Raw genomic sequence first — 24,430 nt, forward strand, 5'->3', positions numbered from 1 at the left:
CCCCACGCCAACTCCGGCACGCATCAACGCGAGGGTCGACATGCTGCATTACGCCGTCATCTTTTTTGTCATCGCCATCATCGCGGCGGTACTGGGTTTCTCGGGCATTGCCGGCGCTGCCAGCAACGTTGCCTGGATCCTGTTCGTCGTCTTCCTGATCCTGGCGGTGGTGTCGATGTTCCGCAAGCGGACCTAGTGTCCGGCGCGTCCCGCGCCACCTCTCTCCGGCGTGGGACGCGCTGCGGAAATCACGACGGCCTGACATCGGCAACGATGTTCAGGCTGTCGTTGCGATGGAGCTGCGCAGATCGCGCTCGTGCGCGTGCCGCGCCATCGCCAGTTCCAGCAGCCGCGTGATCAGCGCGGTGTAATCCAGCCCACTGGCCGCCCACAACTTCGGGTACATGCTGATCCGGGTGAAGCCGGGCAGCGTGTTGATCTCGTTGATCACCACCTCGCCAGCCGAGGTCAGGAACACATCCACGCGTGCCAGGCCGGCACAATCCAGTGCCTGGTAGGCCTGCACGGCGATTTCCCGGATACGGGACTGCTCCGCATCGGTGATGGCCGCCGGCACCACGATGTCCGCACCGCTTTCGCTGATGTACTTGGTGTCGTAGGAATAGAAATCATCGTGCACGACCACCTCGCCACAGGCGCTGGCTTCGGGGTGCTCGTTGCCCAGCACCGCGCATTCGATCTCGCGGCCGTCGATCGCCGATTCCACCAGCGCCTTGTGATCGAACGAGAGTGCCAGCGCGAGCGCGGCATGGAATTCCGCTTCAGTGCGCACCTTGCTCACGCCCACCGAGGAGCCCTGGTTGGCCGGCTTCACGAACAATGGCGTGCCCAGCGCGGCGACCAGCGCGGGGTAATCGGCCCGGGCCGCCGTGACCCGGTTGAAGCAGGCGAACGGCGCCACCGCCAGCCCGGCATCGCGCAGCAGGCGCTTGGCCACGTCCTTGTCCATCGCCACCGCCGAGCCGAGCACGCCCGAGCCCACGAAGGGCAGGTTGGCCATGCGCAGCAGGCCCTGCAGCGAGCCATCCTCGCCCAGCGTGCCGTGCACGATCGGGAACACCACGTCGATCTGCTCCAGCGCGGTGGCCGGATCGGTCGGGACCAGCTGCTGGCGCTCCAGGCCCGGCCGCACCGCCACCGCATTGCCCGAGCGGTGCAGCGCGATCCGTGCCGGGTCGCTGGCATTGAGCAGGAAGTCGCGCGGGTCGCTGACGTGCCACTGGCCCTGCTTGTCGATGCCGATCAGGCTGACCTCGAAGCGGTCCTTGTCCAGTGCATCGAGGATGTTCTTCGCCGATTGCAGCGAGACCTCGTGCTCGGCCGAACGGCCGCCGAAGATGATGCCTACCCGGGTCTTGCCCATGCCTGTTGCCGCTCCTGCCTCTTCTGGAACCACACAGGATGGACCGGCGCGCGGTGCATGGCAAAACGCGCAACGCGTGATGCCCGCGGACGCCCGCCGTTCAAGGGGGCACGGTAGAATGCGGTGATGGCCCGTTCCCTGCTCTCTTCCCTCAAGCCGCTGGCTGGCAATGCGCTGCAGCTCACGCTCAACCGCGCGCTGGCGCTGGACCCGGACACCCGCAGCGCGCTGGCCGCGCTGGATGGCCGCCACATCGCCCTGACCCTGGAATCGCCTGCGTTGGCGATGCGGATCGGGGTGGACGGTGAGCGGCTCACGGTCGGCCCGGTCGATCCGCAGCAGGAGCCGGACCTGGCCGTGCGCAGCACGCTGGGCGGGATGCTGGCCCAGCTGCCGTTCCTGGCCAATGCACGCCGTGGCGGTGATGCGCCGGCCGGGCGGGTCAAGGTCTCCGGCGATGCCGAGCTGGCCCGCCGCCTGCAGCAGCTGGCGACCCGTTTCGATCCGGACTGGCAGCAGCCGTTCGTGCGCGTGTTCGGCGAGGTGATGGGCGTGCAGATCGCCAATACCCTGCGCTCGGCACTACAGCACGCCCGCCGCGGCGCGTCCGACCTGGCGCACAGCGCCGCTGAATTTGTCACCGAGGAGTCGCGCGACGTGGTACCCCGAGCAGAACTGGATGCCTTCCACGACGATGTGGACGTGATGCGCGACGACGTTGAACGCATGGCCGTGCGCGTCCAGCGCCTGCGGCAGGTGGGCGCATGAAGGCGATCTTCCGGGCCAGCCGCATCGGCCGCATCATCCTGCGCTACCGCCTCGACGATCTGCTCCAGGGCACCCCGGCCGAACGCTGGCTGCGCCTGGCCAAGCCGTTCGTGCCACGCGCCTCGGCCGACATCGCCGCACAGTCGCGCGGTGCGCGCCTGCGCCTGGCGCTGCAGGACCTGGGCCCGATCTTCGTCAAATTCGGCCAGATCCTCTCCACCCGCCGTGACCTGATCCCGGCCGATGTCGCCAACGAACTCACCCTGCTGCAGGACCGGGTCAAACCGTTTGATGGCGCCGCCGCGCAGGCCATCGTCGAGCGTGCGCTGGGCCGCCCGGTCAGCGAAGCGTTCGCCAGCTTCGATCTGCAGCCGCTGGCCTCGGCCTCGATCGCGCAGGTGCACGCGGCCACGCTCGCCGATGGGCGCCAGGTGGTGGTCAAGGTGCTGCGCCCGGACATCGAAAAGCAGATCGACGCCGACATCGCGCTGCTCAAGTCGGCCGCCGCGCTGATCGAGCGCGCGCACCCGCGCGCCGACAAGATCCGCCCGCGCGAGGTGGTCGCCGAAGTCGAAAACACCCTGGCCGCCGAGCTGGACCTGCAGCGCGAAGGCGCCAATGCCAGTGTGCTGCGCCGCAACTGGATCGACTCGGACGATCTGTACGTACCGGAAGTGATCTGGAGCCATACCGCCGAGCGCGCGCTGACCCTGGAGCGCGTGTGGGGCATTCCCTCGGACGACATCGTCGCGCTGGACAAGGCCGGCATCGACCGCAAGGCGCTGGCCGCCAAGGGCGTGCGGGTGTTCTACACCCAGGTGTTCCGCGACAACTTCTTCCACGCCGATGCGCACGCCGGCAATATCTGGGTCGACACCGATCCGGCGCGCCGCGACAACCCGCGCTTCATCGCGCTGGATTTCGGCATCATGGGCCAGCTGTCCGAAGAAGATCAGTACTACCTGGCCGAGAACTTCATGGCCATCTTCAACAAGGATTACCGGCGCATGGCCGCGCTGCATGTCGAGGCCGGCTGGATGCCCAACAACGTGCGCATCGATGAACTCGAAGCGGCCGCGCGTTCGGTGTGCGAACCCTATTTCACCCGCCCGCTGTCGCAGATCTCGCTGGCCGAGGTGCTGATCAAGCTGTTCCGCGTGGCCCAGCGCTACGAGCTCACGCTGCAGCCGCAGCTGATCCTGCTGCAGAAGACACTGCTCAACATCGAAGGTGTCGGCCGTCAGCTCGATCCGGAACTGGACATCTGGGCGGTCGCGCGGCCGGTGCTGGAACGCATCCTGCGCGAGCGTTACAGCCCGCGCCGCGTGCTCAAGGAAGTGCGCAAGCGCCTGCCTGAAATCATGACGCATACGCCGGACATGCCGCGCCTGGTCCACGCCTGGCTGCGCCAGCAGGTGGAAGGCGACCACGAATTGTCGATGCGCTCGCGCGATCTGGCGGCGCTGAACGTCAGCGTGCAGAAGCTGCAGAAGCGCGCGGTGGCCGCGATCGCCGGCGTCGGCCTGATGATCGTCGCTGCGGTGCTGTATGGCCTGCAGCCAGGTGGCTGGTACTTCGGCGATGCCCCGGTGTGGAGCTGGGTGACCGGCGCGGCGGGCGTGTTCTCGCTGGCCAGTGCCTGGTGGCGCCGATGAGCGCGATCGAGCTGCAGGCAGAGGCCATCGCCGAGGCGCCTGTTGCGCTTCCGCCCCTGCAACTGCTGCACCTGGACGACCAGCTTGCCGTGGTCAACAAGCCCGCCGGGCTGATGGTCCACGACAGCAAGCTCGCCCGGGGCGAAGACGACTTCCTCGCCGACCGCCTGCGCGAACAGCTCGGCAAGCCTATCTTCCTCGTCCACCGCCTGGACCGCGCCACCAGCGGCTGCCTGCTGCTCGCCTTTGATCGCGAAAGCGCCAGCGTGCTCGGCAAATCGCTGATGGGCGGCGACGTCACCAAGGATTACCTCGCGATCTGCCGCGGCTGGCCGGCCGACGAGGCCTTTACCGTCGACCATGACCTCGATGGCGGCCCCGGCAAGCCGGTCAAGAAGCAGGCGATCACCCACTTCCAGCGCGTCGCCGTGGGCGAGATCGCCATTCCGATGGGCGAGTTCGAGACCTCACGTTACGCCCTGCTGCGCTGCCAGCCGCAGACCGGTCGGTTCCGTCAGATCCGCCGCCACCTCAAGCACCTCTCGCATCACCTGATCGGCGACACCAGCCACGGCGACGGTCGCCACAACCGCAGCTTCCGCATGCAGGGCATCCACCGCATGCTCCTGCACGCCGAGCGCCTGCGCTTCCCGCATCCGGACGGCACGCCGATGGACATCAGCGCGCCGGTGGACGGCGAATTCCGCAAGGCGATGGATCTGTTTGGTTGGGTCGTGCGATAGCCGACCAACGGTCGGCTCTACTTCACGACAGCCGACCAACGGTCGGCTCTACCGGAGGACATACGTCGTGCGATAGCCGACCAACGGTCGGCTCTACCGGTTATTTTTTTGCCGGTGTTGGCTCATTCACGATCGCTTCCAGGTCCTTCTGCAGATCCACGAACAGCGGCTGCATCTTGGCCTGGATCGCCACCATCACGTTCTGCATCAGTGCCGGCGTCTTGTCCAGCAGGCTCTGCCCCGCCGAGCTCTCATAGAACTCCGCCATCGCCAGCACGTCTTCCTTGCTGAAGGTCTGCTTGTACAGATCCACGTACATCGGCCGCAGCTCCTTCCAGGACAGCGCCTGACGCACGGTCTGGCTGGTCCGCTGCTCGATCCGCTGCAGCTGGGCCTGCTGTGTCGCATCCAGCTGACGCTGCTGCGCCACCTGCTGGAACTGCTGGCGCTGCATCGCCTCGATCTGCGGCAGCATCGTATCGAGCATGCTCTGCGCGCGCGAGGCGGCCAGCAGGCGGTTGATGTCGGCATCCGACGGCGGCGCGGCCAAGGCCGGCGCGATCGCGGCCAGGCCCAGCGCCAGGGCCAGAGTGAGGCGGGTCAGGCCGCGGCGGGCCAACGGGCGGATCAGGGACATGGCGGAGCATCCTGCGTTGCGTGGACTCCGGAGAATACCTGCGATGGCGTCATCAGGCCGTAATTGAGGACGTTATCGGCGACATCCACGCACGTTGCAGTCACCCGACCGGCGGTCCTCCCCTTACAATGCCGCCCATGGGCAACGGGCCAGTCACCATCAGCGCGCACCTGACGATTCCGGATACGGAACTCGTCGAGCGGTTCGTGCGCGCCAGCGGCGCCGGTGGCCAGAACGTCAACAAGGTCTCCACCGCCGTCGAGCTGCGCTTCGACGTGGCCGGCTCGCCTTCGTTGCCCGAGCCGTTGCGCGCGCGCCTGCTGGCCCGCCGCGACCGGCGCATGACCGGCGAAGGCGTGCTGGTCATCGATGCACAGCGTTTCCGTACCCAGGACCGTAACCGCGAGGACGCGCGCGATCGACTGGCCGCCTTCATCCAGGCGGGGCTGAGCGTTCCCAAGGCACGCGTGGCCACCAAGCCGACCTACGGGTCGAAACTGCGTCGTCTGGACGCCAAAAAGGGGCGCGCGCAGATCAAGCGCGGGCGCACCACACGCAATTGGGAGTGATTGCTTGAACAACCGAAGTCCGTTGTTGCCGGTGGTTCCGCCGAACATGCCGCAGGTCAAACCGAACCGCTTCCTCCGCTGGCTGGCCCGCTGCACGCTGCGCCTGGGCGGCTGGAAAGTGACCGGCACCCTGCCCGATGTGCCCAAAGTGGTGTTCATCATCGCCCCGCATTCGTCCAACTGGGACGGCTTCTGGGGCATGGCGGCGAAGATCGCGCTGGGCATGCAGGTCAAGGTGCTCGGCAAGGCCTCGCTGTTCTGGTGGCCGCTGGGGCCGCTGCTGCGCAAGCTCGGCGTCATCCCGCTGGACCGCAGCTCGCCGCAGGGCACCGTGGAGCAGGCGGTCAGCCTGATCCGTGGCTCGGACCGCCTGTGGTACGCGATCACCCCGGAAGGCACGCGCAAGGCGGTGCAGCACTGGAAGGCCGGCTTCCTCAAGATCGCGCGCATGGCCGATGTGCCGGTGCTGGCCGCGTACTTCCACTACCCGGAAAAGACCATCGGCATCGGCCCGCTGTTCCATCCCACTGGCAACGACGTGGCCGACATGGCCGCGATCCGCGCGTACTACCGCCCCTGGCAGGGCAAGACCCGCGGCACCGTCTGAGCGCGGCCGGGCGGGTCGGGCGGAGTAGCCCCCACGGCCCGCACAGCCACGCGCCACGACCGGCACATGCCGCCTGCGGGCTTTGGGAGTAGGGTGACCGGCTGCGGGATTTTCCGTCCCGCGCCCTCATCCAAGGAGCCCGTTTCATGTCGCGTACCGTAGTTTTGGCCGCTGCCATCAGCCTGGCGCTGGCGGCCTGTTCCGGCAAGGAGTCCACCCCCGTGACCGATACCCAGCCCGCCCCGACCCAGCAGCCGGCCGATGCGTCCGCCAACCCGCTGTTGAGCGCCAGCACGCTGCCGTTCCAGGCGCCGCCGTTCGACAGGATCAAGGACAGTGACTACCTGCCGGCCTTCAACGAAGGCATGAAGCAGCACCTGGCTGAAGTCCGCAAGATCGCCGACAACCCCGAGCCGGCCACCTTCGACAACACCATCGAAGCGCTGGAGCGCAGTGGCGAGACGCTGACCCGCGTGTCGCGCATCTTCTTCGGCCTGGTCCAGGCCGACACCAACGATGCACGCCAGAAGGTGCAGGAAGAAGTCGCCCCGAAGCTGGCCGAACACCAGGACGAGATCAACCTCGACCCGAAGCTGTTCGCCCGCATCAAGACCATCTACGACCAGCGCGATGCGCTGGGCCTGGACCCGGTGCAGAAGCGCCTGGTCGAACGTGACTACCAGGAGTTCGTGCGCGCCGGCGCGCAGTTGAACGATGCCGACAAGGCCTCGCTTCGCAAGCTCAACGTGGAAGAAACCACGCTGGCCACGCAGTTCCACACCCGTCTGGTGGCTGCGACCGCCGCCGGTGCCGTGGTCGTCGATGACAAGGCCAAGCTGGCCGGCCTGGACGAGGATGCGATCAACACCGCCGCCGCCGATGCCAAGGCCCGCAACCTCGATGGCAAGTACCTGCTGCCGCTGCAGAACACCACCCAGCAGCCGGTGCTCGGCTCGCTGAGCGACCGCGAGCAGCGCGCCGCCGTGCTCAAGGCGTCGGAAACCCGTGCTGAAAAGGGCGACGCCAACGACACGCGCGAGACCATTCAGCGCCTGGCCCAGCTGCGCGCGCAGAAGGCCAAGCTGCTCGGCTTCGAGAACTATGCCGCCTACAGCCTGGCCGACCAGATGGCCAAGACCCCGGCCGCCGCGCTCAAGCTGCTGACCGACACCGTGCCGGCCGCCACCGCCAAGGCGCGTGGCGAGATCAGCGAAATGCAGAAGGTGATCGATGCGCAGAAGGGCGGTTTCAAGCTCGCTGCCTCCGATTGGGACTTCTACGCCGAACAGGTGCGCAAGGCGCAGTACGACCTGGACGAATCGCAGATCAAGCCGTACTTCGAGATGGACAACGTGCTGCAGAACGGCGTCTTCTACGCCGCCACGCAGCTGTACGGCATCACCTTCAAGCCGCGTACCGATATCCCCACCTACCATCCGGACATGAAGGTCTATGAAGTGTTCGACAAGGACGGCACCTCGCTGGCCCTGTTCTACACCGACTACTTCAAGCGTGACAGCAAGTCCGGCGGCGCCTGGATGGACGTGTTCGTCGAACAGGATGGCCTGACCGGTGCCAAGCCGGTGGTCTACAACGTGTGCAACTTCACCAAGCCCGCCGCCGGCCAGCCCGCGCTGCTGAGCTTCGATGACGTGACCACGATGTTCCATGAGTTCGGCCATGCGCTGCACGGCATGTTCTCGAAGGTGAAGTACCCGTCCATCGCCGGTACCAGCACCTCGCGCGACTTCGTCGAGTTCCCCTCGCAGTTCAACGAGCATTGGGCGCTGGACCCGAAGGTCTTCGCCAACTACGCCAAGAACTACAAGACCGGCGAGCCGATGCCGCAGGCGCTGGTCGACAAGATCCTCAAGGCCCGCACCTTCAACCAGGGCTATGCGACCACCGAGTACCTCTCGGCGGCCCTGCTCGACCTGGCCTGGCACACCCAGCCGGCCGACGCCAAGCTGCAGGACGTCGCCCCGTTTGAAGCGGCCGCGCTGAAGAAGTTCAAGGTCGACCTGCCGCAGGTGCCGCCGCGCTACCGCACCAGCTACTTCGATCACATCTGGGGTGGCGGGTATTCGTCCGGTTACTACGCCTACTTCTGGGCCGAGGTGCTGGACCATGATGCCTTCGAGTGGTTCAAGGAGAACGGCGGCCTGACCCCGGAGAACGGCCAGGTCTTCCGCGACAAGATCCTCTCGCGCGGCAACAGCGTGGAGCTGGCCGATCTGTACCGCGAGTTCCGCGGCAAGGATCCGTCGGTGGAACCGCTGCTGGTCAATCGTGGCCTGAAGTAATCGCGGCATCCCGGTAGGTACCGACCGTTGGTCGGTACGCCTGCCACCGGTACACGCTGAAACCAAAACGGCAGGGGAAACCCTGCCGTTTTTTTTGGGTTGCTGCTCCGCTGGGCCGGGCGCTGGGCCCCTATGCCCTTTCCGGCGAATGTCCTCCGGCGTCGGCCTGCGGCCGCCCCCTCCCCCTTTATTTCGCCTCCAAGGGCATAGGGGCCCAGCACCCGCCCCACCGACTCCGCGCATCACGTCCCCACGTGCACGCCTTCGGCGATCTCACTGCACCCCAGGTGATCCAGCGCGATCTCCAGCGCGTGCATGTAACTCTGCGCGCAGTAGCCGCGCGCCACGCCGATGCGCTGGCCCACATCCGCTGGCAAGCACGCTTCCGGTGCGCGCGCATCGTCGTCGTGCACTTCCACGTAGGCGTTGTGCAGATGCGGCAGCAGGCGCTGCAGGCGCGCGCTGTCCACGCACGCACCCGGATCGAGCAGGGTGACTTCGCCGCGGCTGTGATCGGCCACGCGCAGGGCGTCCAGCAACTCCTGCTCCGAGCCGCACGCGCGGATCGCCACCGTGGTGCCCGCATCGATCGCACGGTGCACCAGGGATTTGAGAACGAGCGGCGGCAACGGCTGCGCGGTACGGATCAGCTGCCCGGCCGCTTCCGGCCCGCGGATGATGAAGATCGACATGGCTCAGCCCTCCACGGCCTGCAGGCGATGGGCGGCGATCGCCAGCGACAGGCGACACGCATCCTGGCGGCCGCTGCTGCAGACGACCCGCGCGGCCGGGGCGTGCTGCGGATGCAGGTGCTCGTCCAGCGCGTCGTCGTCGTTGCTGGCCATCTCGATGTACGGCGCCGGCAGGTCCTCCAGCGCGGTGCGCAGCGCTTGGCCATAACGAGCCCACTGCGGTGCATCGACCGCCGCGGTGGCGATCAGGACCAGCGCCGGGCGGCTGCGCTGGGCACGCTGCAGGCAGCGCACCAGGGCCGGCAGGGAGTCGCAGTCGCGGCAGGCCAGGCGGTGCCCGGCGACCCGCGCAGGCAGCGGCGACGCGTCCGGCACGGCGTTCGACGGTGTGTGCCGGATCAGCAGGATGGTCATGGAACGTCTCTTCGAAGCGCCCTTTGGCGCGGTGTCGCCACGATGCGGCCGCGCCCCGTAAAACCGCGATGCCGACCGGACGGCCCCTGCGTAAACAGTGCGTAGCTTTTTCAGCGCGGGGCAGGGAACTTGCCCGCCGTCCATCCGGTCACAGCCACACACTTCCTGGAGCGCCCGTATGGACACCCCCGCCGCCGCTGCCCCCACCGACCATCGCCTGCTGCGCTGGCTGAAGAAGGAAGCCCTGCCGCTGCTGGTGATGCTCGGCCTGCTCGCCGCGGCGCGCGACACCTTGGCCAATCACTACCAGGTGCCCAGCGGCTCGATGCAGCACACGCTGATGCCGGGCGACCGGGTGGTGGTGGACATGCGTGCCTACGGCGTGCGCCTGCCGTTCACCTCGATGGAGCTGCTGCACACCGGCCAGCCGCAGCGGGGTGACGTGGCGGTGTTCGATTCACCGCAGGACGGCACCCGCCTGATCAAGCGCATCGCGGCGGTCGGCGGGGATCGGGTCGAGCTGCACGATGGTCACCTGAGCATCAATGGCCATCCGCTGGCCCAGGCCGGCGTCGGCGAGATCGAAGACTTCGGCCAGCATCTGGCGCAGCTGGATCTGGGCCAGGGCGGCGGGCCCGATATCACCGGGCTGACCGTCCCGGCGGGCGAGGTGCTGATGCTCGGCGACCACCGCGGCAACAGCGCCGACGGCCGCTTCTTCGGCCTGGTCCAGGCCAGCGCGCTGTATGGCAAGGCGTCGCACGTCTACTACCGCCGTGGGGAAGGCCTGACCTGGCAGGCGCTGTAATCCCGGCCACGATCTAAATCGATATCTGGATCGTCTCGATTCAGATCTATCAGGTTATGGATCGACCTGCCGGCGCTGCCTATCCTGAGCGCTGACTCCTCGCTCCGGCCCGTCCACGCGGGCCTTACCGGCATGAATGGCGACACCGCAGCGGTCCCCGATCGCAGCTCCCCGGCCACCGCAGCGGCGGACGGCGATCAGATCCAGCAGGGCACCCCGGCCTTCCGGCGCACGGCGGCCGCGCTGTTCCTGGCCGGCTTCTCCACCTTCGGGCTGCTCTACACGGTGCAGCCGCTGCTGCCCGAATTCAGTCGCCACTTCGGCGTCTCCGCAGCCAACAGTGCGCTGACCCTGTCGCTGACCACCGGTCTGCTGGCGGTCTCGATGCTGATCGCGGGATTGATCTCCGACCGCATCGGGCGCCGCAGCGTGATGGTCGCGGCGTTGCTGGCGTCCAGCGTGTTGTCTGTCGCCACCGCGATGGTGGATGACTGGACCACGCTGCTGGTGTTGCGCACGCTGCTCGGCATCGCGCTCAGTGGCGTACCGGCGGTGGGCATGACCTACCTCGCCGAAGAAATGGACAGCCGCGCGCTGGGCCTGGCGATGGGCCTGTACATCGGCGGCAACGCGATCGGGGGCATGAGCGGTCGTCTCATCGCGGGCATCGTTGCCGACCATTGGGGCTGGCGCTGGGGCATTGGCGTGGTCTCGCTGATCGCACTGCTCAGTACCGTGCTGCTATGGATCCAGCTGCCGCCGTCACGCCACTTCCAGAGCCGTCGCGGGGGACTGCGCGAACTGCCTTCGCGCTGGCGCAGCCTGTTCGGCGATCCCGGCTTGCCGTGGCTGTTCGCCACCGCCTTCGTGTTGATGGGTGTGTTCGTCACCCTCTACAACTACCTCGGCTTCCACCTGCTCGCGCCGCCGTATGGCCTCAGCCAGACCGTGGTCGGCCTGATCTTCAGCGTGTACCTGGTCGGCACCTTCAGCTCGGCGTGGATGGGGCAGCAGTCCAACCGCCATGGCCGCAGCCGCGTGCTGGCGATCTGCTACGGACTGATCGCGCTGGGCATCGTGCTGCTGGCGATGCCGTGGCTGGGCTGCATGGCGGCCGGCATCGCGCTGGTGACGTTCGGCTTCTTCGGCGGCCACTCGGTGGCCAGCAGCTGGGTCGGCAGCCGCGCCGGCGCGATGCGCGCCGAAGCGTCCGCGCTGTATCTGTTCGCCTACTACCTGGGCTCCAGCGTGGCCGGTGTGCTTGGCGGTGTGTTCTACACGCATTGGGACTGGCTGGGCGTGTGCGGTTTCGTCGGCGTACTGACCGTGGCCGGTGGCGTGATCGCCTGGCGCCTGGGCCAGCGCGTGCAACCGGCCGCCGCCGCGCTCGCGCTCAGCCGCTGACACCCTGCAGCAGCCGGGTGAAGTGACCGATCAACGGCGAAGCTGTGCCGCGGCGGCAAGCCACGTGCACTTCCGAACTGGCTGCTCGATCACTGAGTGCGACGAAGCGCGCGCCGTCCACCTGGATATGGCTGCACGAGGCGGGTAGCACCGTTACCCCCAACCCTGAGGCCGCGAGGCTGATCAGTGTCGAGGCTTCCCCGGCTTCCTGCACGATGCGCGGCGTGAAGCCGGCGCCCCGGCACAACGCGATGAAGTGATCGTGGATGCCCGCGCCGACCTCGCGCAGGAAACCCACGAACGGCTCATGCGCGAACAGCCGCAGCGCCACCGTCGCATCGGCCGGCAACTCACGTACCAGCGGATGCTGGTCGTGCACCACCAGCGCGAGCGGATCACTGAACAGTTTGCGTGACATCAGCGGCGCGGGCAGGGCACGTTTGCGGATCAACCCGACATCCAGTTCGCCGGCCATCAGCGCATCGATCTGCTGCAGTGTATTCATCTCGCGCAGCTTCAACTGCACCTGCGGAAACTGCTGGCGGTAGGCGAAGATCGCGCGCGGAATCTGAGTGGACAGCGGGGTGGCCCGGGTCAGACCGATGCGCAGTTCGCCGGTTTCCCCGCGCTGCGCGCGCTGGGTCAGATCGATCGCGGTATCCACCCGCGCCAGCACCTCGCGCGCCTGCTCCTGCAGCACGCGACCGGCGTCGGTCAGTTCCACGCGGCGGTTCGCACGCAGGAACAACCGCGCGCCGAGCAGCGTTTCCAGCTGACGGATCTGCTGGCTGAGCGGCGGCTGCGACATCCCCAGTCGCTCGGCGGCACGGCCGAAGTGCAGTGTCTCGGCGACGGCCAGGAAGTAGCGCAGGTGGCGGAGTTCGATGGACATGGGGCGTGCGTCAGCGCTCGGAATGACCACTTTCATCATAGCTGCGCGGACTGAACAGGTCCGGCTGGATCAGCTCGATGAATGCCCGCGCCTGCGGTGACAGGAAACGCCCGCGCCGCACGATCACGCCATAACTGCGCTCCGGGAACCACGCACCCATCGAGCGCGTCACCAGCTTCTCGCGGTCGGCATCGTGCAGGCAGAGCGCCGGCACGATCGAGATGCCCATGCCCATCGCCACGTACTGCTTGATCACTTCCCAGCCACCCACCTCCAGCGCCACGGTGTAGGGCAGCCGATGCCGCTGGAACACCTGGTCCACCAGCCGGTACGTGATCTGGCGTTTGGGCGGCAGCACCAGCGGGTACTGCGAGATCGCCTCCAGGCTCAGTTCGCCATGCGCCAGCGGATGATCGGGCGGGGCGATCAGCACCTGCTCGAAGCGGTAGGCCGGGGCGTAGCTGAGGTCGGCCGGCACGTCGGTCATCGAGCCCACCGCCAGGTCCGCCGCATCGCTGCGCAGCAGGTCGGTGCCGTCGGCGCTGATCGCGTTGTGCAGGGTCAGGCGGACGTCCGGGTGGCGCTGGCGGAAGCGCTCCACGATGCGCGGCAGCAGGTACAGGATGGTCGAACTGTTGGCCGCGATATTGAGCTCGCCGGCATCCAGCCCCTTCACCTTGTCGCGGAAGCTGGCCTCCAACCCGTCCAGGTTCTCCACCAGCGGCAGCGCCATCTCATACAGCAGCTGGCCTTCGCGGCTGGGCACCAGGCGGCGGCCGCTGCGCTCGAACAGGTTGACCCCGAGTTCGCGCTCCAGGGCCTGCAACTGCTGGCTGATGGCCGGCTGGCTGACGAACAGCGCCTCAGCTGCCCGTGAGACTGAGCCCAGGCGGACCGTCTGGCAGAACGCCCGCAGCGGCTTGAGCCGATCGGATTTGTAGGAAAACCGGGGGCTTGGCGTGCGCGGCGTGGTCATGGCGTCATGAGTATAAGCGCACCTTATGTAAGGCATTGCAATAACTGCTTTGTCAAATATCGGCGCGGCGGCGCACGGTGGAGCTCAACCGCACCGCAGGAGCCCGCCATGTCCGCCGTCGCTTACGCCACCGCCCAGCCCACCCCCGCCGATGCACCGGCCACCCCCGGCATTGCCCTCACCACCCAGCTGGCTGGCCAGTCCGCGCTGCTGCCGGCGGGGGTACTGGCGCTGCTGGTGTCGCTGCACCGTGCGGTGGAGCCGGAGCGTCAGCGCCGGCTGCAGGCACGGGTGGCCCGCCAAGCGTTCTTCGATGGCGGCGGCCTGCCGGACTTCCGTGCTGATACCGCCGAGATCCGCAGCGGCGACTGGCAGGTCGCCCCGCTGCCGGAGGCACTGCAGGACCGCCGGGTGGAGATCACCGGCCCGACCGACCCGAAGATGGTCATCAACGCGCTGAACTCCGGCGCCAAGGTGTTCATGGCCGACTTCGAGGATTCCACCGCCCCGGCCTGGCGCAACCTGCTGGCCGGCCAGCAGGCGCTGATCGGCGCGGTGCGTGGCGATCTGACCCACACCGGCCCGTCCGTCGATGGGAAGCCGGGCAAGCAGTACACCCTGCGCCCGTTCAACGAGCAGGCCGTGCTGATCGTGCGTCCGCGGGGCTGGCACCTGGATGAGAAGCACGTGCGCATCGATGGCCAGCCGATCGCCGGTGGCCTGTTCGATGCGGCGGTGTTCGCCTTCCACAATGCCCGCACGCTGATGTGCAGGCAGCGTGGCCCGTACTTCTACCTGCCCAAGCTGCAGAGCATGGAAGAGGCGGCATTGTGGGAGACCGCGCTGTCGCACATCGAGGGCATGCTCGGCCTGCCTCACGGCCAGATCAAGGTCACGGTGCTGATCGAAACGCTGCCGGCGGTGTTCGAGATGGACGAGATCCTGCATGCGCTGCGCGACCGCATCGTCGGCCTGAACTGTGGCCGCTGGGATTACATTTTTTCCTACATCAAGACCTTCCGCCGCCACGCCGACAAGGTGCTGCCCGAGCGCGGCCAGGTGACGATGACCCAGCCGTTCCTGAAGGCGTACTCCGAGCTGCTGATCCGCACCTGCCACCGCCGTGGCGCGCATGCGATGGGCGGCATGGCCGCGCAGATTCCGATCAACCACGACGCGGCCGCCAACGAGCAGGCGATGGCGCGGGTGCGGGCGGACAAGCTGCGCGAAGTCACCGCCGGCCATGACGGCACCTGGGTCGCCCACCCCGCGCTGATCCCGGTCGCGCAGGCGATCTTCGACGAGCACATGCCCGGGCCGAACCAGCATCGCGTGCTGCGCAACGATGTGCAGGTGGGCCGCGATGATCTGATCGCCGCGCCCACCGGCACCATCACCCGCGCCGGTTTCGAGGGCAACGTCGAGGTCTGCGTGCGCTACCTGGCCGCCTGGCTGGACGGCAACGGCTGCGTGCCGATCCACCACCTGATGGAAGACGCGGCCACCGCCGAGATCAGCCGCAGCCAGCTGTGGCAGTGGCTGCATACCCCCGGCCAGCACCTGGACGACGGCACCGCCATCGACCTGGCCCTGCTCGACGCCACCCTGGCCCAGCTGCCGGCGCGGCTGGGCGATAGCGCCGCGCTGCCCGGCAGCGCCCGCATCCCCGAGTCCATCTCGCTGCTGGCCGACCTCAGCCGCCGCGAGGAGCTCACCGACTTCCTGACCCTGCCGGCCTACGACCGCCTCGACTGACCACCCGCCATCCACCTGCTGTTACCGCATCCGTTCCCTTTGGAGATTCGACATGAGCACCCTGCAGACCGCCGAACAGATCCAGCACGCTTGGAACACCGACCCGCGCTGGGCCGGGATCACCCGCAACTACACCGCCGCCGACGTGGTGCGCCTGCGTGGCACCGTGCACGTGGAGCACTCGCTGGCGCGGCTGGGCGCGGAGAAGCTGTGGACGTACCTGCAGGAAAAGGACTTCGTCAACGCGCTGGGCGCGCTGACCGGCAACCAGGCCATGCAGCAGGTCAAGGCCGGCCTGAATGCGATCTACCTGTCCGGCTGGCAGGTCGCCGCCGATGCCAACCTGGCCGGCCAGATGTACCCGGACCAGTCGCTGTACCCGGCCGATTCGGTGCCGGCGGTGGTCAAGCGCATCAACAACACCCTGCTGCGCGCCGATCAGCTGCACCATGCCGAGGGCAAGGATGACATCGACTTCCTGCAGCCGATCGTGGCTGATGCCGAAGCCGGGTTCGGCGGCGTGCTCAACGCCTTCGAACTGATGAAGGCGATGATCGAGGCCGGCGCGGCCGGCGTGCACTTCGAGGACCAGCTGGCCTCGGTGAAGAAGTGCGGGCACATGGGCGGCAAGGTGCTGGTGCCCACCCGCGAGGCCATCGAGAAGCTCAACGCCGCGCGCCTGGCCGCCGACGTGATGGGCGTCCCGACCCTGCTGGTGGCACGTACCGATGCCGAGGCGGCCGACCTGCTGACCAGCGATGTGGATGGCAACGACCAGCCGTTCACCACCGGCGAGCGGACCGTGGAAGGCTTCTACAAGACCCGCAACGGCCTGGACCAGGCCATCAGCCGCGGCCTGGCTTACGCCCCCTACGCCGACCTGATCTGGTGCGAGACCGGCAAGCCGGACCTGGCGTTCGCCCGCAAGTTCGCCGAAGCGATCCACGCCAAGTTCCCGGGCAAGCTGCTGGCCTATAACTGCTCGCCCAGCTTCAACTGGAAGAAGAACCTGGACGACGCCACCATCGCGACCTTCCAGAAGGAGATCGCCAAATATGGCTACAAGTTCCAGTTCATCACCCTGGCCGGCTTCCACGCCCTGAACTACTCGATGTTCAACCTGGCCCACGGCTACGCCCGCCGCCAGATGAGCGCCTTCGTGGAGCTGCAGGAAGCCGAGTTCGCCGCCGCCGACCGCGGCTTCACGGCGGTCAAGCACCAGCGCGAGGTCGGCACCGGCTACTTCGACGCGGTGACCCAGGCGATCCAGCAGGGCCAGTCCTCGACCACCGCCCTGAGCGGGTCCACCGAGGAAGAGCAGTTCAACGCCGAACGGGCGGCCTGATCCAGGAAGGGCGGCCAAGGAAGGCCCACAGGGCGGCCGGTCGGGGATCGGCCGCCCTGCGTCGTCTCGGGACCCGCCTCTTCACATCGTCACACGCGGTAGAACACGCGTGTTTTCACGATCTTGGGGGGTAAAAGTCGGAAATGGGATAGGGCGCACAGTTTTGAGGAGTGCTATCCTCCATCGCTCACCAGGGGGACGCTGAAAAGCGGGTGTTCGGAAATGACCGGCAAGGGTGCGGCGGCGATCATGTGCGAACAGGAACCAGACATCGACCGCAAGGCGATGGCTGAGATCGTGCACGCCATCCTGAGCAACGGCGAGTCCGCATTGTTCTCCGAATTCGGCCGGCAACGCAAGCTGCCCTCAGGCACCCATCTGTTCCATCGCGGCCACGCCGGCAACACGATGTACGTGATCGTCAGCGGCTGCATCGAACTGGACTTCGGCGAAGACCTCGTCGTGAAGTCACTCGGTCCCAATGAATTCTTCGGCGAGCTGGGCCTGCTGATCGGCGACCACCAGCGCACGGCCGGCGCGCGTGCGGTCGAGGACAGCATCGTGCTGGAACTGGACCACGACGATTTCCAGCGTCTGGTCGACCGCGACCCTGGTCTGCTGGCCTACTTCCTGCGCCGCACGATCATGCGGGTGGTGAGCAACGAGCAGGTGTTGATCCGCCAGCTGCGCCGCCGCAACCACGATCTCGAAACCGCGCTGGACAACCTCTACGTCACCACTCACCAGCTCACCCACACGCGCGAGCTGGTGCGCACCGACGAGCTGACCGGCCTGCACAACCGGCGTGGCCTCGCGCTCTACCTGCAGGACTGCCGTGCGCAGGAAAACAGCGCGCCGCAGGGCCTGCTGCTGATCGACTGCGACCAGTTCAAGCAGGTCAACGATGTGCACGGCCACCAGGCCGGCGACCGCGTGCTGCAGAGCGTGGCCAACATCCTGCGCTCGGTGGCCACCGAGCCGGACGTGGCCTGCCGGCTGGGCGGCGACGAATTCTGCCTGCTGCTGCGCAGCGCCGACCAGGACAGCCTGCAGCACGCCGCCGAGTTCATTCTCAGCGCGGTGCATGGCCTGATCGGCCGTGCGCATGGCGTGCCGCATGTGTGCCCGGTCAGCATCGGGGTCTGTCTGATCGACCCGCAGACCGACTGGAGCGAGTGGTACGCCCGCGCCGACAATGCGCTGTACCAGGCCAAACGGCTGGGCGGCAACCGATTGCACTGGTCGCGATCAGCGACCGCCACACCCTGATCGGGAGATCGGCATGAACGGCGACAACGGAACGTCGACCCAGGCCCCGCAGATGCGGGCGCTGCTGTTCACCGATCTGTGCGACTCGTTGATCCTGGTGGAGCGGATTGGCGATGCGGCGGCGGCGGAGCTGTTCCAGGCGCATGACCGGCTGGTGCTGGTGTTGCAGCAACAGTGGAATGGTCGCCTGATCGATCGTTCCGATGGCCTGCTGCTGTTGTTCGAGCGCGCCATCGATGGTCTCGGCTTTGCGCTGGATTACCAGCGCGGCCTGCAGGAGATCGGCAAGCAACGCAACATCGTGCTGCGCGCACGCGCGGGCCTGCACGTCGGCGAAGTGCTGACCTGGGAAAACAGCCCCGAGGCGATCAAGGTTGGGGCCAAATCGCTGGAGGTCGAGGGCCTGGCCAAGCCGATGGCCGCGCGCCTGATGGCCCTTGCCCGGCCCGGGCAGATCCTGCTCTCGGCCGTGGCCGAATCGCTGACCCATCGCGCGGTGGGCGAGCTGGGGGAGCGTGGCGAGCGACTGGTGTGGAAATCGCACGGCGGCTGGCGGTTCAAGGGCATGCCCGGTCGCCAGGACATCCATGAAGTGGGCGAACCGGAGTTTGCGCCGCTGCGTGCCCCACGCGGCAGCCCCAAGGCCCGCCGTGCCGTGCCGCTGTGGCGCCGGCCGATGACACTGCTGGCCGAGGTGGCGCTGGTGGCAGGCATGGTCTTCGGCACCTGGGCCTTTCTACGCCCGACGCCGGCCATTGCCTTCGGCGAACGGGATTGGGTGGTACTGGGCAACCTCCATAACCTGACCGGCAATGCACTGCTGGACGACAGTCTTCAACAGGCGTTCCGCATTTCTCTGGAGCAGTCGCGTTACGTCAATGTGCTCAGCGACATGAAGGTGCAGGAAACGCTGGAGCGGATGCGTCGCGAAGGTGGAGCGCTGGACCGCGACGCGGCGATCGAGGTCGCGCTGCGTGAGGGTGCCAGAGCCGTGATCGTACCCACCGTGGCCGAAGTGCATGGGCGGCTGCGTGTTTCACTGGAACTGATCGATCCCAACACCGGCAATACGGCGTGGTCCGACCATGCCGATGGCCGCGGCATGGAATCCCTGCTGGGATCCACCGATGACGTCGTGGCTCAGATGCGCGTGGAGCTCGGCGAGGCCATGCATGACATCTCGCGGGACTCGATGCCGCTGCCCAAGGTGGCGACGGCCAGCCTGGATGCGCTGCATGCCTACGCGATGGGCGTCAAAGCATACGGCGATGGACGCTATGACGACGCGCAGCGGTTTTTCGGGCAGGCGGTGCGTTTCGATCCGGACTTCGCGTTCGCCTACCTGGCACAGCTGCGCATCCAGTGGGGCCGGGGCAATCCCGAAGGGGCCCGGCAATCGCTGGCCGCGGCAAAACGCGCTGCCGGTCGCTTGTCAGGGCGGGATCGGCTGTACATGGACGCCTGGGATGCCGATCTCAACGGCGCCGGAACACTCGCCACGGCCGAAAAGTGGAAGCTCTTGGGCGATCTCTATCCCGATTACCACGGCGCCCATGCCAACTACGCCTGGTCCATGCTGAGCGTGGGGCGGTATAGCGAGTCCGAGCAGGCTGCACGCAAGGCCGCTGTCGCACAGAACCCGTTGCAGGCCATGGCGTTGCAGGCGCTCGGTCGCGCCGAGCTGGCGCAGAATCACGCCGATGCGGCACTGCGCAGCTATCGTCAATCCGCACGGATCGGTCAATGGTCAGTGAACCGCCACATGGTCGCCGCGCTCGCCGCTCATGGCGACCTGGTGGGCGCCCAGCGCATGCTTGCCGCCGCTCGGGAGGATGATCTTGCCATGCACCTGGAGGGCACCGCCGTCGCGTTGGACGCAGGCGAGCCGGCGGCGGCACTGCGGGCCAATGCAGGTGCGCTGCGCCACTGTGGTGACAATGCGCGGATCTGCGGAATGTTCCAGGCGCAGTCGCTTTCGCTGGCCAGCATTGCCGTGCGAAAGGCCGGCGCACACGAATATGAGCAGCTTATCGCCACCATGATCGCGCAGGCGGCCGATCCTGCGGCAGGCGAGCGGGGAGAGTGGCTGTACATGGCCGCTGCCTCGGCCTATCTCGCGCAACGCGCCGAGCTCTATGACGTGGCACGTCGCCAGTTGCCGCATCTGCAGCGACTTGCCAAGGCACTGGATGACCCGCGTGGAACGCAGATGGTGGCGGTGCTGGTGGCCAACCAGGATCGCGTGGATGGCCGGGCTGCGCAATCGGTGCAGCGCTTGCGCGCGCTCATCGACGGCAGCGAGTTGTTCCAGGTCCACGTCGCCCTGCAGGACAGCCTGGTGGCCGCCGGGGACCAGGTGGCTGCCGCCGCCGAGCAACGCTGGCTGGCGACACAACGCGGCAGGGCCTACGCGGAGAACGCCGGTTCCTATCTCCTGCAGGCGCTGAATGTCCATGACAGCCGGGCCGCACAACGACGTCTGGACGCGACGTCGTTGCAGTAACCGCCAGACCTCAGGGCTGCGGCTTGCGCTGCAGTTGTGAGTCGATGTCACCGCTGACGAAACAGTGCGGAAAGCTGAACGAGCTGGTGGCGGTCAGGTGGGCGAGCAGGCGCGTACGAGCGGCCAGGAATTCTTGCTTGCTGGCCAGCGGACCGCCTGATTCGCAGTCGCACGATGCCGCGCCCGCCTCGGCGCTGATGGTCGCCAGCGCGGCGGCGGGATCGGCCTGGAACAGGGTACGGAACGTATCGTCGCTGCTGAGCAGATCCAGCAGCTGTACGGCATCGTTGGAGGAAAGCGGCGGAGAAGTGCTGGTCATGTGGGATGTCTCGGAGATAGCGGAGGGAAGGAGGGGGCGTACGCGCAGGCCGGGGTGTGACGTTACAGCCGCGATCGATAGCGGCCGGCGCGTGAAGCGCTTGAGTCGCCCGATGATCATCGGCCTTCATCTTTGGCGATCCCGGCCGACACACTGGAACACGCGATGCTTCCCTTTCTGGCTGCCCATGCACGATACCCTCCACCTGCGCCGATGCCGCACCCTCTACCTCGAGCCCCGACAGCAGACCTCCTTCGATCTGCGCGCGCTGGTATCCGGTGGTACGGGCATGACCCTGCGCAGTGTCTGGACGGCGCTGGCACCGCACCTGCCGGCGCCGGTCGAGCTCAATGAGTCACAGGTGCTGCTGCTGGGACGTCTCGACCCGGAGCGATGGGAGCCACGGCCCGCCGGGGAAGATGACAGCGATCTGCGCTACCTGCTGGCGCATGGGCTGGTCCAGGCACAGGGCGCAGATCGCGACGCGTTGGCTGAACGTGAAGCGCAGCTGCGGCAGGTGCCGTGGTGGGGACCTGCCGCGATGCTCCATTGGCAGGGCCGCTGGCAGGGCCAGGACAGCGTGAAAGCCCTGGAATCGGCGGGACTGCACACCGCGGCGGGGCTGCGTGCACACCTTGGGCCGCCACCGCCCGCGTTGGCTCCCCACGCAGGAGAACCTCGTCGCCTGCCACGCCAGCCCGAGGAGGCGTTCGACCGCAGCCTGCGCGAGCGCAGCACCTGCCGCAACTTCGATACGGCGCAGCCACTGCCGCTGGCCGAGCTGTCACGACTGCTGCAGCGCACCCTGGCTGAAACTGGACGGCAGGTGGTCGAAGAAGACGCGGTGTTTCTCAAAAAGAACGTACCGTCCGCCGGGGGCCTGCATCCCACCGAAGCGTATCTGCTGGTGCAGCATGTCGAGGGTCTCCAGGCGGGTCTGTATCACTACGATCCTGCCTCGCACGGCGTGTCCGCCCTGCCTTCCGATGCGCGGTCCATGGCAGAGCTGGCGGCGTTGTTCACCGCAGGCCAACACTGGTTTGCCGATGCGCCGGTGCTGATCGTGCTGGCCCCCCGGTTCGCGCGCACCTACTGGAAGTACCGCCACCATCCCAAGGCCTACCGCGCGGTGATCCTGGATGTTGGCCACATCTCGCAGCTGCTGCTGACCTGCGCGACCGAACAGGGCCTGGGGGCCTTTGTTACGGCCGCGATCAACGAACAGGATATCGAGCAGGTGCTCGGCATGGATCCCATGCAGCTCAGCCCGCTCGCCGTGTGTGGCGTAGGCTGGCGCGCACAGCAGATGTCGACCTCTGAGTTCGACCCCGGCGGCCAGGTGTGGACGCCGGTACTCACTGCCGAGCCGCCAACCGGGTGACTCACCCCGCCTCGAAATCCACCAGCACCGCCCCATCGCCCACCTGGTCTCCGGCTTTCACCCGGTAGCCCTGCACGGTGCCATCGGCGGGTGCCTGCAGCGTGTGCTCCATCTTCATCGCTTCCAGCACCAGCAGCGGCGCGCCGCGTTTGACCGCCGTGCCCGGTGACACGAGTGTGGCGACGATACGGCCCGGCATCGGCGCGACCAGGCTGCCAGCATCGGCAACGGACTGGTCCGCTTCGCTGACCGGATCATGCAGGGTGAAGCGCTGCACGCCTTCGCTGCCGAACAGGTACAGCTCGTTGCCGTCGCGGATGACGGTGGCGCGGTGCAGCTGCTCGCCGATCTGTACGCGAAGTGCATCACCGTCCAAACCACCGCTGCCCGCGAGCGCGTTGCCGTCCATGTGGACGGTCCACTGTTCGCCCGCGCCCGCGCCCGCGCCCTGCACGGTGACGCTGCGCTGCGCGCCCCGGTGCTCCAGCGTCAGCGCGCGTGCAGCGGCCGCGCCGAGGCGCCAGCCGTCCTGGGCCTGCCACGGCGAGTGCGGGTCACGCGCATCACGGCGGGCGGCTTCGCTGGTGGCCACGCCGGCAATCGCGGCCAGCGCCCACAGCGCCGGATCACTGTCGCCGTCGTTGGGGGCCAGGGCGGCCTGCTCGCGCTCGATCAGCGCGGTGTCCAGCTTGGCCTGGGTGAACGAATCGGTCATCACCAGCCGGCGCAGGAAGGCGGCATTGGTGGTCACGCCGACCACTTCGCACTCGGCCAGGGCCTGCTGCATGCGGCGCAGCGCGGCGTCGCGGTCGACATCCCAGACGATCAGCTTGGCGATCATCGGGTCGTAGAACGGGGTGATCGCATCGCCCTGCTCGACACCGGCGTCCACGCGCACGTGCGCGGTGTTGGCCGGCAGGCGCAGGTGGCGCAGGGTGCCGGTGGAGGGCAGGAAACCGCGGTCGGCATCTTCGGCGTACAGGCGGGCTTCCAGTGCATGCCCGCGGATCTGCAGCTGATCCTGCTGCAGCGGCAGCGGTTCACCGCTGGCCACGCGCAGCTGCCATTCCACCAGGTCGGTGCCGGTGATGCACTCGGTGACCGGGTGCTCCACCTGCAGGCGCGTGTTCATTTCCATGAAGTAGAAATCGCCATCGGGGCCGGCGATGAACTCCACCGTGCCCGCGCCGACGTAGTTGACCGCGCGCGCGGCATCGACGGCGGCCTTGCCCATCGCGGCGCGGCGCTCGGGCGTCATGCCGGGCGCAGGCGCTTCTTCGAGCACCTTCTGATGGCGGCGCTGCACCGAGCAGTCGCGCTCGAACAGGTACACCACGTTGCCGTGGCTGTCGCCGAACACCTGGATCTCGATGTGGCGCGGACGCTCGACATACTTTTCGACCAGCACGTGTGCGTTGCCGAAGGCGGACTGCGCTTCACGCTGGCAGCTGGCCAACGCCTCGGTGAAGGTGGCGCTGTCATCCACGCGGCGCATGCCCTTGCCACCGCCGCCGGCGCTGGCCTTGATCAACACCGGGTAGCCGATGCTGTCGGCCTGCTTGCGCAGGAACTCGGGGATCTGCTCGTCGCCGTGGTAGCCCGGGGTCAGCGGCACGCCGGCCTGCTGCATCAGCGCCTTGGCCGCGCTCTTGTCGCCCATCGCGCGGATCGCCGCCGCAGAGGGGCCGATGAACACGATGCCCGCCTCGGCGCAGGCCTGCGCGAAGCCGGCGTTCTCCGAGAGGAAGCCGTAGCCAGGATGGATCGCCTGCGCGCCGGTGCGGCGGGCGGCGGCCAGGATGGCGTCGCCGCGCAGGTAGCTCTCACGCGCCGGCGCCGGGCCGATCGCGATGGCCTCGTCGGCCAGGCGCACGTGGCGCGCGTTGCGGTCGGCGTCGGAGTACACCGCCACGGTGGCGATGCCCAGGCGCTGGCAGGTAGCGATGACGCGGCAGGCGATTTCGCCACGGTTGGCGATCAGGATCTTGGTGAACATGGTGGTCTCG

Annotated in this window: 22 protein-coding genes; 14 read left to right on the plus strand and 8 right to left on the minus strand. The window is 67.6% G+C overall.

What is annotated here, in order from left to right:
- Positions 1-40: 40 nt before the first annotated feature.
- Positions 41-196, plus strand: coding sequence for a DUF1328 domain-containing protein (locus ABE422_RS05255; RefSeq protein ID WP_019184873.1), 156 nt, complete (start codon positions 41-43; stop codon positions 194-196).
- Positions 197-277: 81 nt separating this feature from the next.
- Here ABE422_RS05255 and ddlA read toward each other — a convergent pair whose 3' ends face one another.
- A complete protein-coding gene (gene ddlA, locus ABE422_RS05260) occupies positions 278-1,384 on the minus strand; it encodes a D-alanine--D-alanine ligase (RefSeq protein WP_346482605.1) in 1,107 nt (368 codons plus the stop codon).
- 126 nt (positions 1,385-1,510) lie between these two features.
- Here ddlA and ABE422_RS05265 point away from each other — a divergent pair, with 126 nt between their 5' ends.
- From ABE422_RS05265 to ABE422_RS05275, 3 genes are read left to right on the plus strand one after another with little or no spacing between them, the layout of a single operon-like run.
- Positions 1,511-2,152 (plus strand): SCP2 sterol-binding domain-containing protein, encoded by a 642-nt coding sequence (locus ABE422_RS05265; protein WP_346482606.1) that lies wholly within the window; start codon positions 1,511-1,513, stop codon positions 2,150-2,152.
- On the plus strand, positions 2,149-3,807 hold the full coding sequence (ubiB, locus tag ABE422_RS05270) for a ubiquinone biosynthesis regulatory protein kinase UbiB (protein WP_259260576.1): 1,659 nt from the start codon (positions 2,149-2,151) through the stop codon (positions 3,805-3,807). Before ABE422_RS05265 ends, ubiB begins: the two co-directional genes overlap by 4 nt.
- Positions 3,804-4,550, plus strand: coding sequence for a pseudouridine synthase (locus ABE422_RS05275; protein ID WP_313208912.1), 747 nt, complete (start codon positions 3,804-3,806; stop codon positions 4,548-4,550). Before ubiB ends, ABE422_RS05275 begins: the two co-directional genes overlap by 4 nt.
- A 100-nt stretch (positions 4,551-4,650) precedes the next feature.
- On the opposite strand, the gene ABE422_RS05280 is transcribed toward ABE422_RS05275, so the two are convergent.
- Positions 4,651-5,187: a DUF2059 domain-containing protein gene (locus ABE422_RS05280; protein ID WP_070474260.1), complete on the minus strand. Its 537-nt coding sequence runs from the start codon at positions 5,185-5,187 to the stop codon at positions 4,651-4,653.
- A 137-nt stretch (positions 5,188-5,324) separates the two neighbouring features.
- Between ABE422_RS05280 and arfB the strand changes: the two genes are divergently transcribed.
- The 3 genes from arfB to dcp all read left to right on the plus strand — a co-directional run bounded on the left by arfB (position 5,325) and on the right by dcp (position 8,666).
- Positions 5,325-5,756, plus strand: coding sequence for an alternative ribosome rescue aminoacyl-tRNA hydrolase ArfB (arfB, locus tag ABE422_RS05285; protein ID WP_121044396.1), 432 nt, complete (start codon positions 5,325-5,327; stop codon positions 5,754-5,756).
- A 46-nt stretch (positions 5,757-5,802) separates the two neighbouring features.
- Positions 5,803-6,363, plus strand: a complete 561-nt coding sequence (locus tag ABE422_RS05290; RefSeq protein ID WP_313208918.1) for a lysophospholipid acyltransferase family protein — start codon at positions 5,803-5,805, stop codon at positions 6,361-6,363.
- A gap of 146 nt (positions 6,364-6,509) precedes the next feature.
- Positions 6,510-8,666 carry a peptidyl-dipeptidase Dcp gene (dcp, locus tag ABE422_RS05295; protein WP_019184865.1) on the plus strand — a complete coding sequence of 719 codons (2,157 nt, stop codon included), beginning with the start codon at positions 6,510-6,512 and terminating at the stop codon, positions 8,664-8,666.
- 242 nt (positions 8,667-8,908) lie between these two features.
- On the opposite strand, the gene ABE422_RS05300 is transcribed toward dcp, so the two are convergent.
- Positions 8,909-9,358: a 3-dehydroquinate dehydratase gene (locus ABE422_RS05300; RefSeq protein ID WP_019184864.1), complete on the minus strand. Its 450-nt coding sequence runs from the start codon at positions 9,356-9,358 to the stop codon at positions 8,909-8,911.
- Between the two features lie 3 nt (positions 9,359-9,361).
- On the minus strand, positions 9,362-9,772 hold the full coding sequence (locus tag ABE422_RS05305) for a hypothetical protein (RefSeq protein ID WP_046272279.1): 411 nt from the start codon (positions 9,770-9,772) through the stop codon (positions 9,362-9,364).
- 178 nt (positions 9,773-9,950) lie between these two features.
- On the opposite strand from ABE422_RS05305, the gene lepB reads away from it, so the two are divergent.
- Together lepB and ABE422_RS05315 are read left to right on the plus strand one after the other, a co-directional pair.
- Entirely contained in the window at positions 9,951-10,580 is a 630-nt protein-coding gene (lepB, locus tag ABE422_RS05310; RefSeq protein ID WP_313219868.1) for a signal peptidase I, read from the plus strand.
- Positions 10,581-10,712: 132 nt separating this feature from the next.
- On the plus strand, positions 10,713-11,984 hold the full coding sequence (locus ABE422_RS05315; RefSeq protein ID WP_346482607.1) for an MFS transporter: 1,272 nt from the start codon (positions 10,713-10,715) through the stop codon (positions 11,982-11,984).
- On the opposite strand, the gene ABE422_RS05320 is transcribed toward ABE422_RS05315, so the two are convergent.
- Together ABE422_RS05320 and ABE422_RS05325 are read right to left on the minus strand one after the other, a co-directional pair.
- Positions 11,974-12,876, minus strand: a complete 903-nt coding sequence (locus ABE422_RS05320) for a LysR substrate-binding domain-containing protein (protein ID WP_346482608.1) — start codon at positions 12,874-12,876, stop codon at positions 11,974-11,976. The genes ABE422_RS05315 and ABE422_RS05320 overlap by 11 nt on opposite strands.
- Before the next feature lie 10 nt (positions 12,877-12,886).
- A complete protein-coding gene (locus ABE422_RS05325; protein WP_346482609.1) occupies positions 12,887-13,852 on the minus strand; it encodes a LysR substrate-binding domain-containing protein in 966 nt (321 codons plus the stop codon).
- A gap of 108 nt (positions 13,853-13,960) precedes the next feature.
- Between ABE422_RS05325 and aceB the strand changes: the two genes are divergently transcribed.
- From aceB to ABE422_RS05345, 4 genes are all read left to right on the plus strand, one after another.
- Entirely contained in the window at positions 13,961-15,607 is a 1,647-nt protein-coding gene (gene aceB / locus ABE422_RS05330) for a malate synthase A (RefSeq protein WP_346482610.1), read from the plus strand.
- Between the two features lie 52 nt (positions 15,608-15,659).
- Complete coding sequence (aceA, locus tag ABE422_RS05335; RefSeq protein ID WP_070474290.1) at positions 15,660-16,952, plus strand: isocitrate lyase; 1,293 nt, start codon at positions 15,660-15,662, stop codon at positions 16,950-16,952.
- Between the two features lie 222 nt (positions 16,953-17,174).
- Positions 17,175-18,221 (plus strand): GGDEF domain-containing protein, encoded by a 1,047-nt coding sequence (locus tag ABE422_RS05340; RefSeq protein ID WP_313208905.1) that lies wholly within the window; start codon positions 17,175-17,177, stop codon positions 18,219-18,221.
- A 13-nt stretch (positions 18,222-18,234) separates the two neighbouring features.
- Positions 18,235-20,724 (plus strand): putative peptide modification system cyclase, encoded by a 2,490-nt coding sequence (locus ABE422_RS05345; RefSeq protein WP_346462715.1) that lies wholly within the window; start codon positions 18,235-18,237, stop codon positions 20,722-20,724.
- Between the two features lie 10 nt (positions 20,725-20,734).
- On the opposite strand, the gene ABE422_RS05350 is transcribed toward ABE422_RS05345, so the two are convergent.
- A complete protein-coding gene (locus ABE422_RS05350; RefSeq protein ID WP_346482611.1) occupies positions 20,735-21,043 on the minus strand; it encodes an NHLP-related RiPP peptide in 309 nt (102 codons plus the stop codon).
- Between the two features lie 112 nt (positions 21,044-21,155).
- On the opposite strand from ABE422_RS05350, the gene ABE422_RS05355 reads away from it, so the two are divergent.
- On the plus strand, positions 21,156-22,424 hold the full coding sequence (locus tag ABE422_RS05355; protein ID WP_313219874.1) for a putative peptide maturation dehydrogenase: 1,269 nt from the start codon (positions 21,156-21,158) through the stop codon (positions 22,422-22,424).
- 1 nt (position 22,425) lies between these two features.
- Here the strand turns inward: ABE422_RS05355 and ABE422_RS05360 are convergent, their stop codons facing one another.
- A complete protein-coding gene (locus tag ABE422_RS05360) occupies positions 22,426-24,420 on the minus strand; it encodes an acetyl/propionyl/methylcrotonyl-CoA carboxylase subunit alpha (RefSeq protein ID WP_346482612.1) in 1,995 nt (664 codons plus the stop codon).
- Between the last annotated feature and the right edge of the window lie 10 nt (positions 24,421-24,430).

This window comes from Stenotrophomonas sp. TWI1151, from assembly GCF_039673135.1.
In the GTDB taxonomy this organism is placed as follows: Bacteria; Pseudomonadota; Gammaproteobacteria; order Xanthomonadales; family Xanthomonadaceae; genus Stenotrophomonas.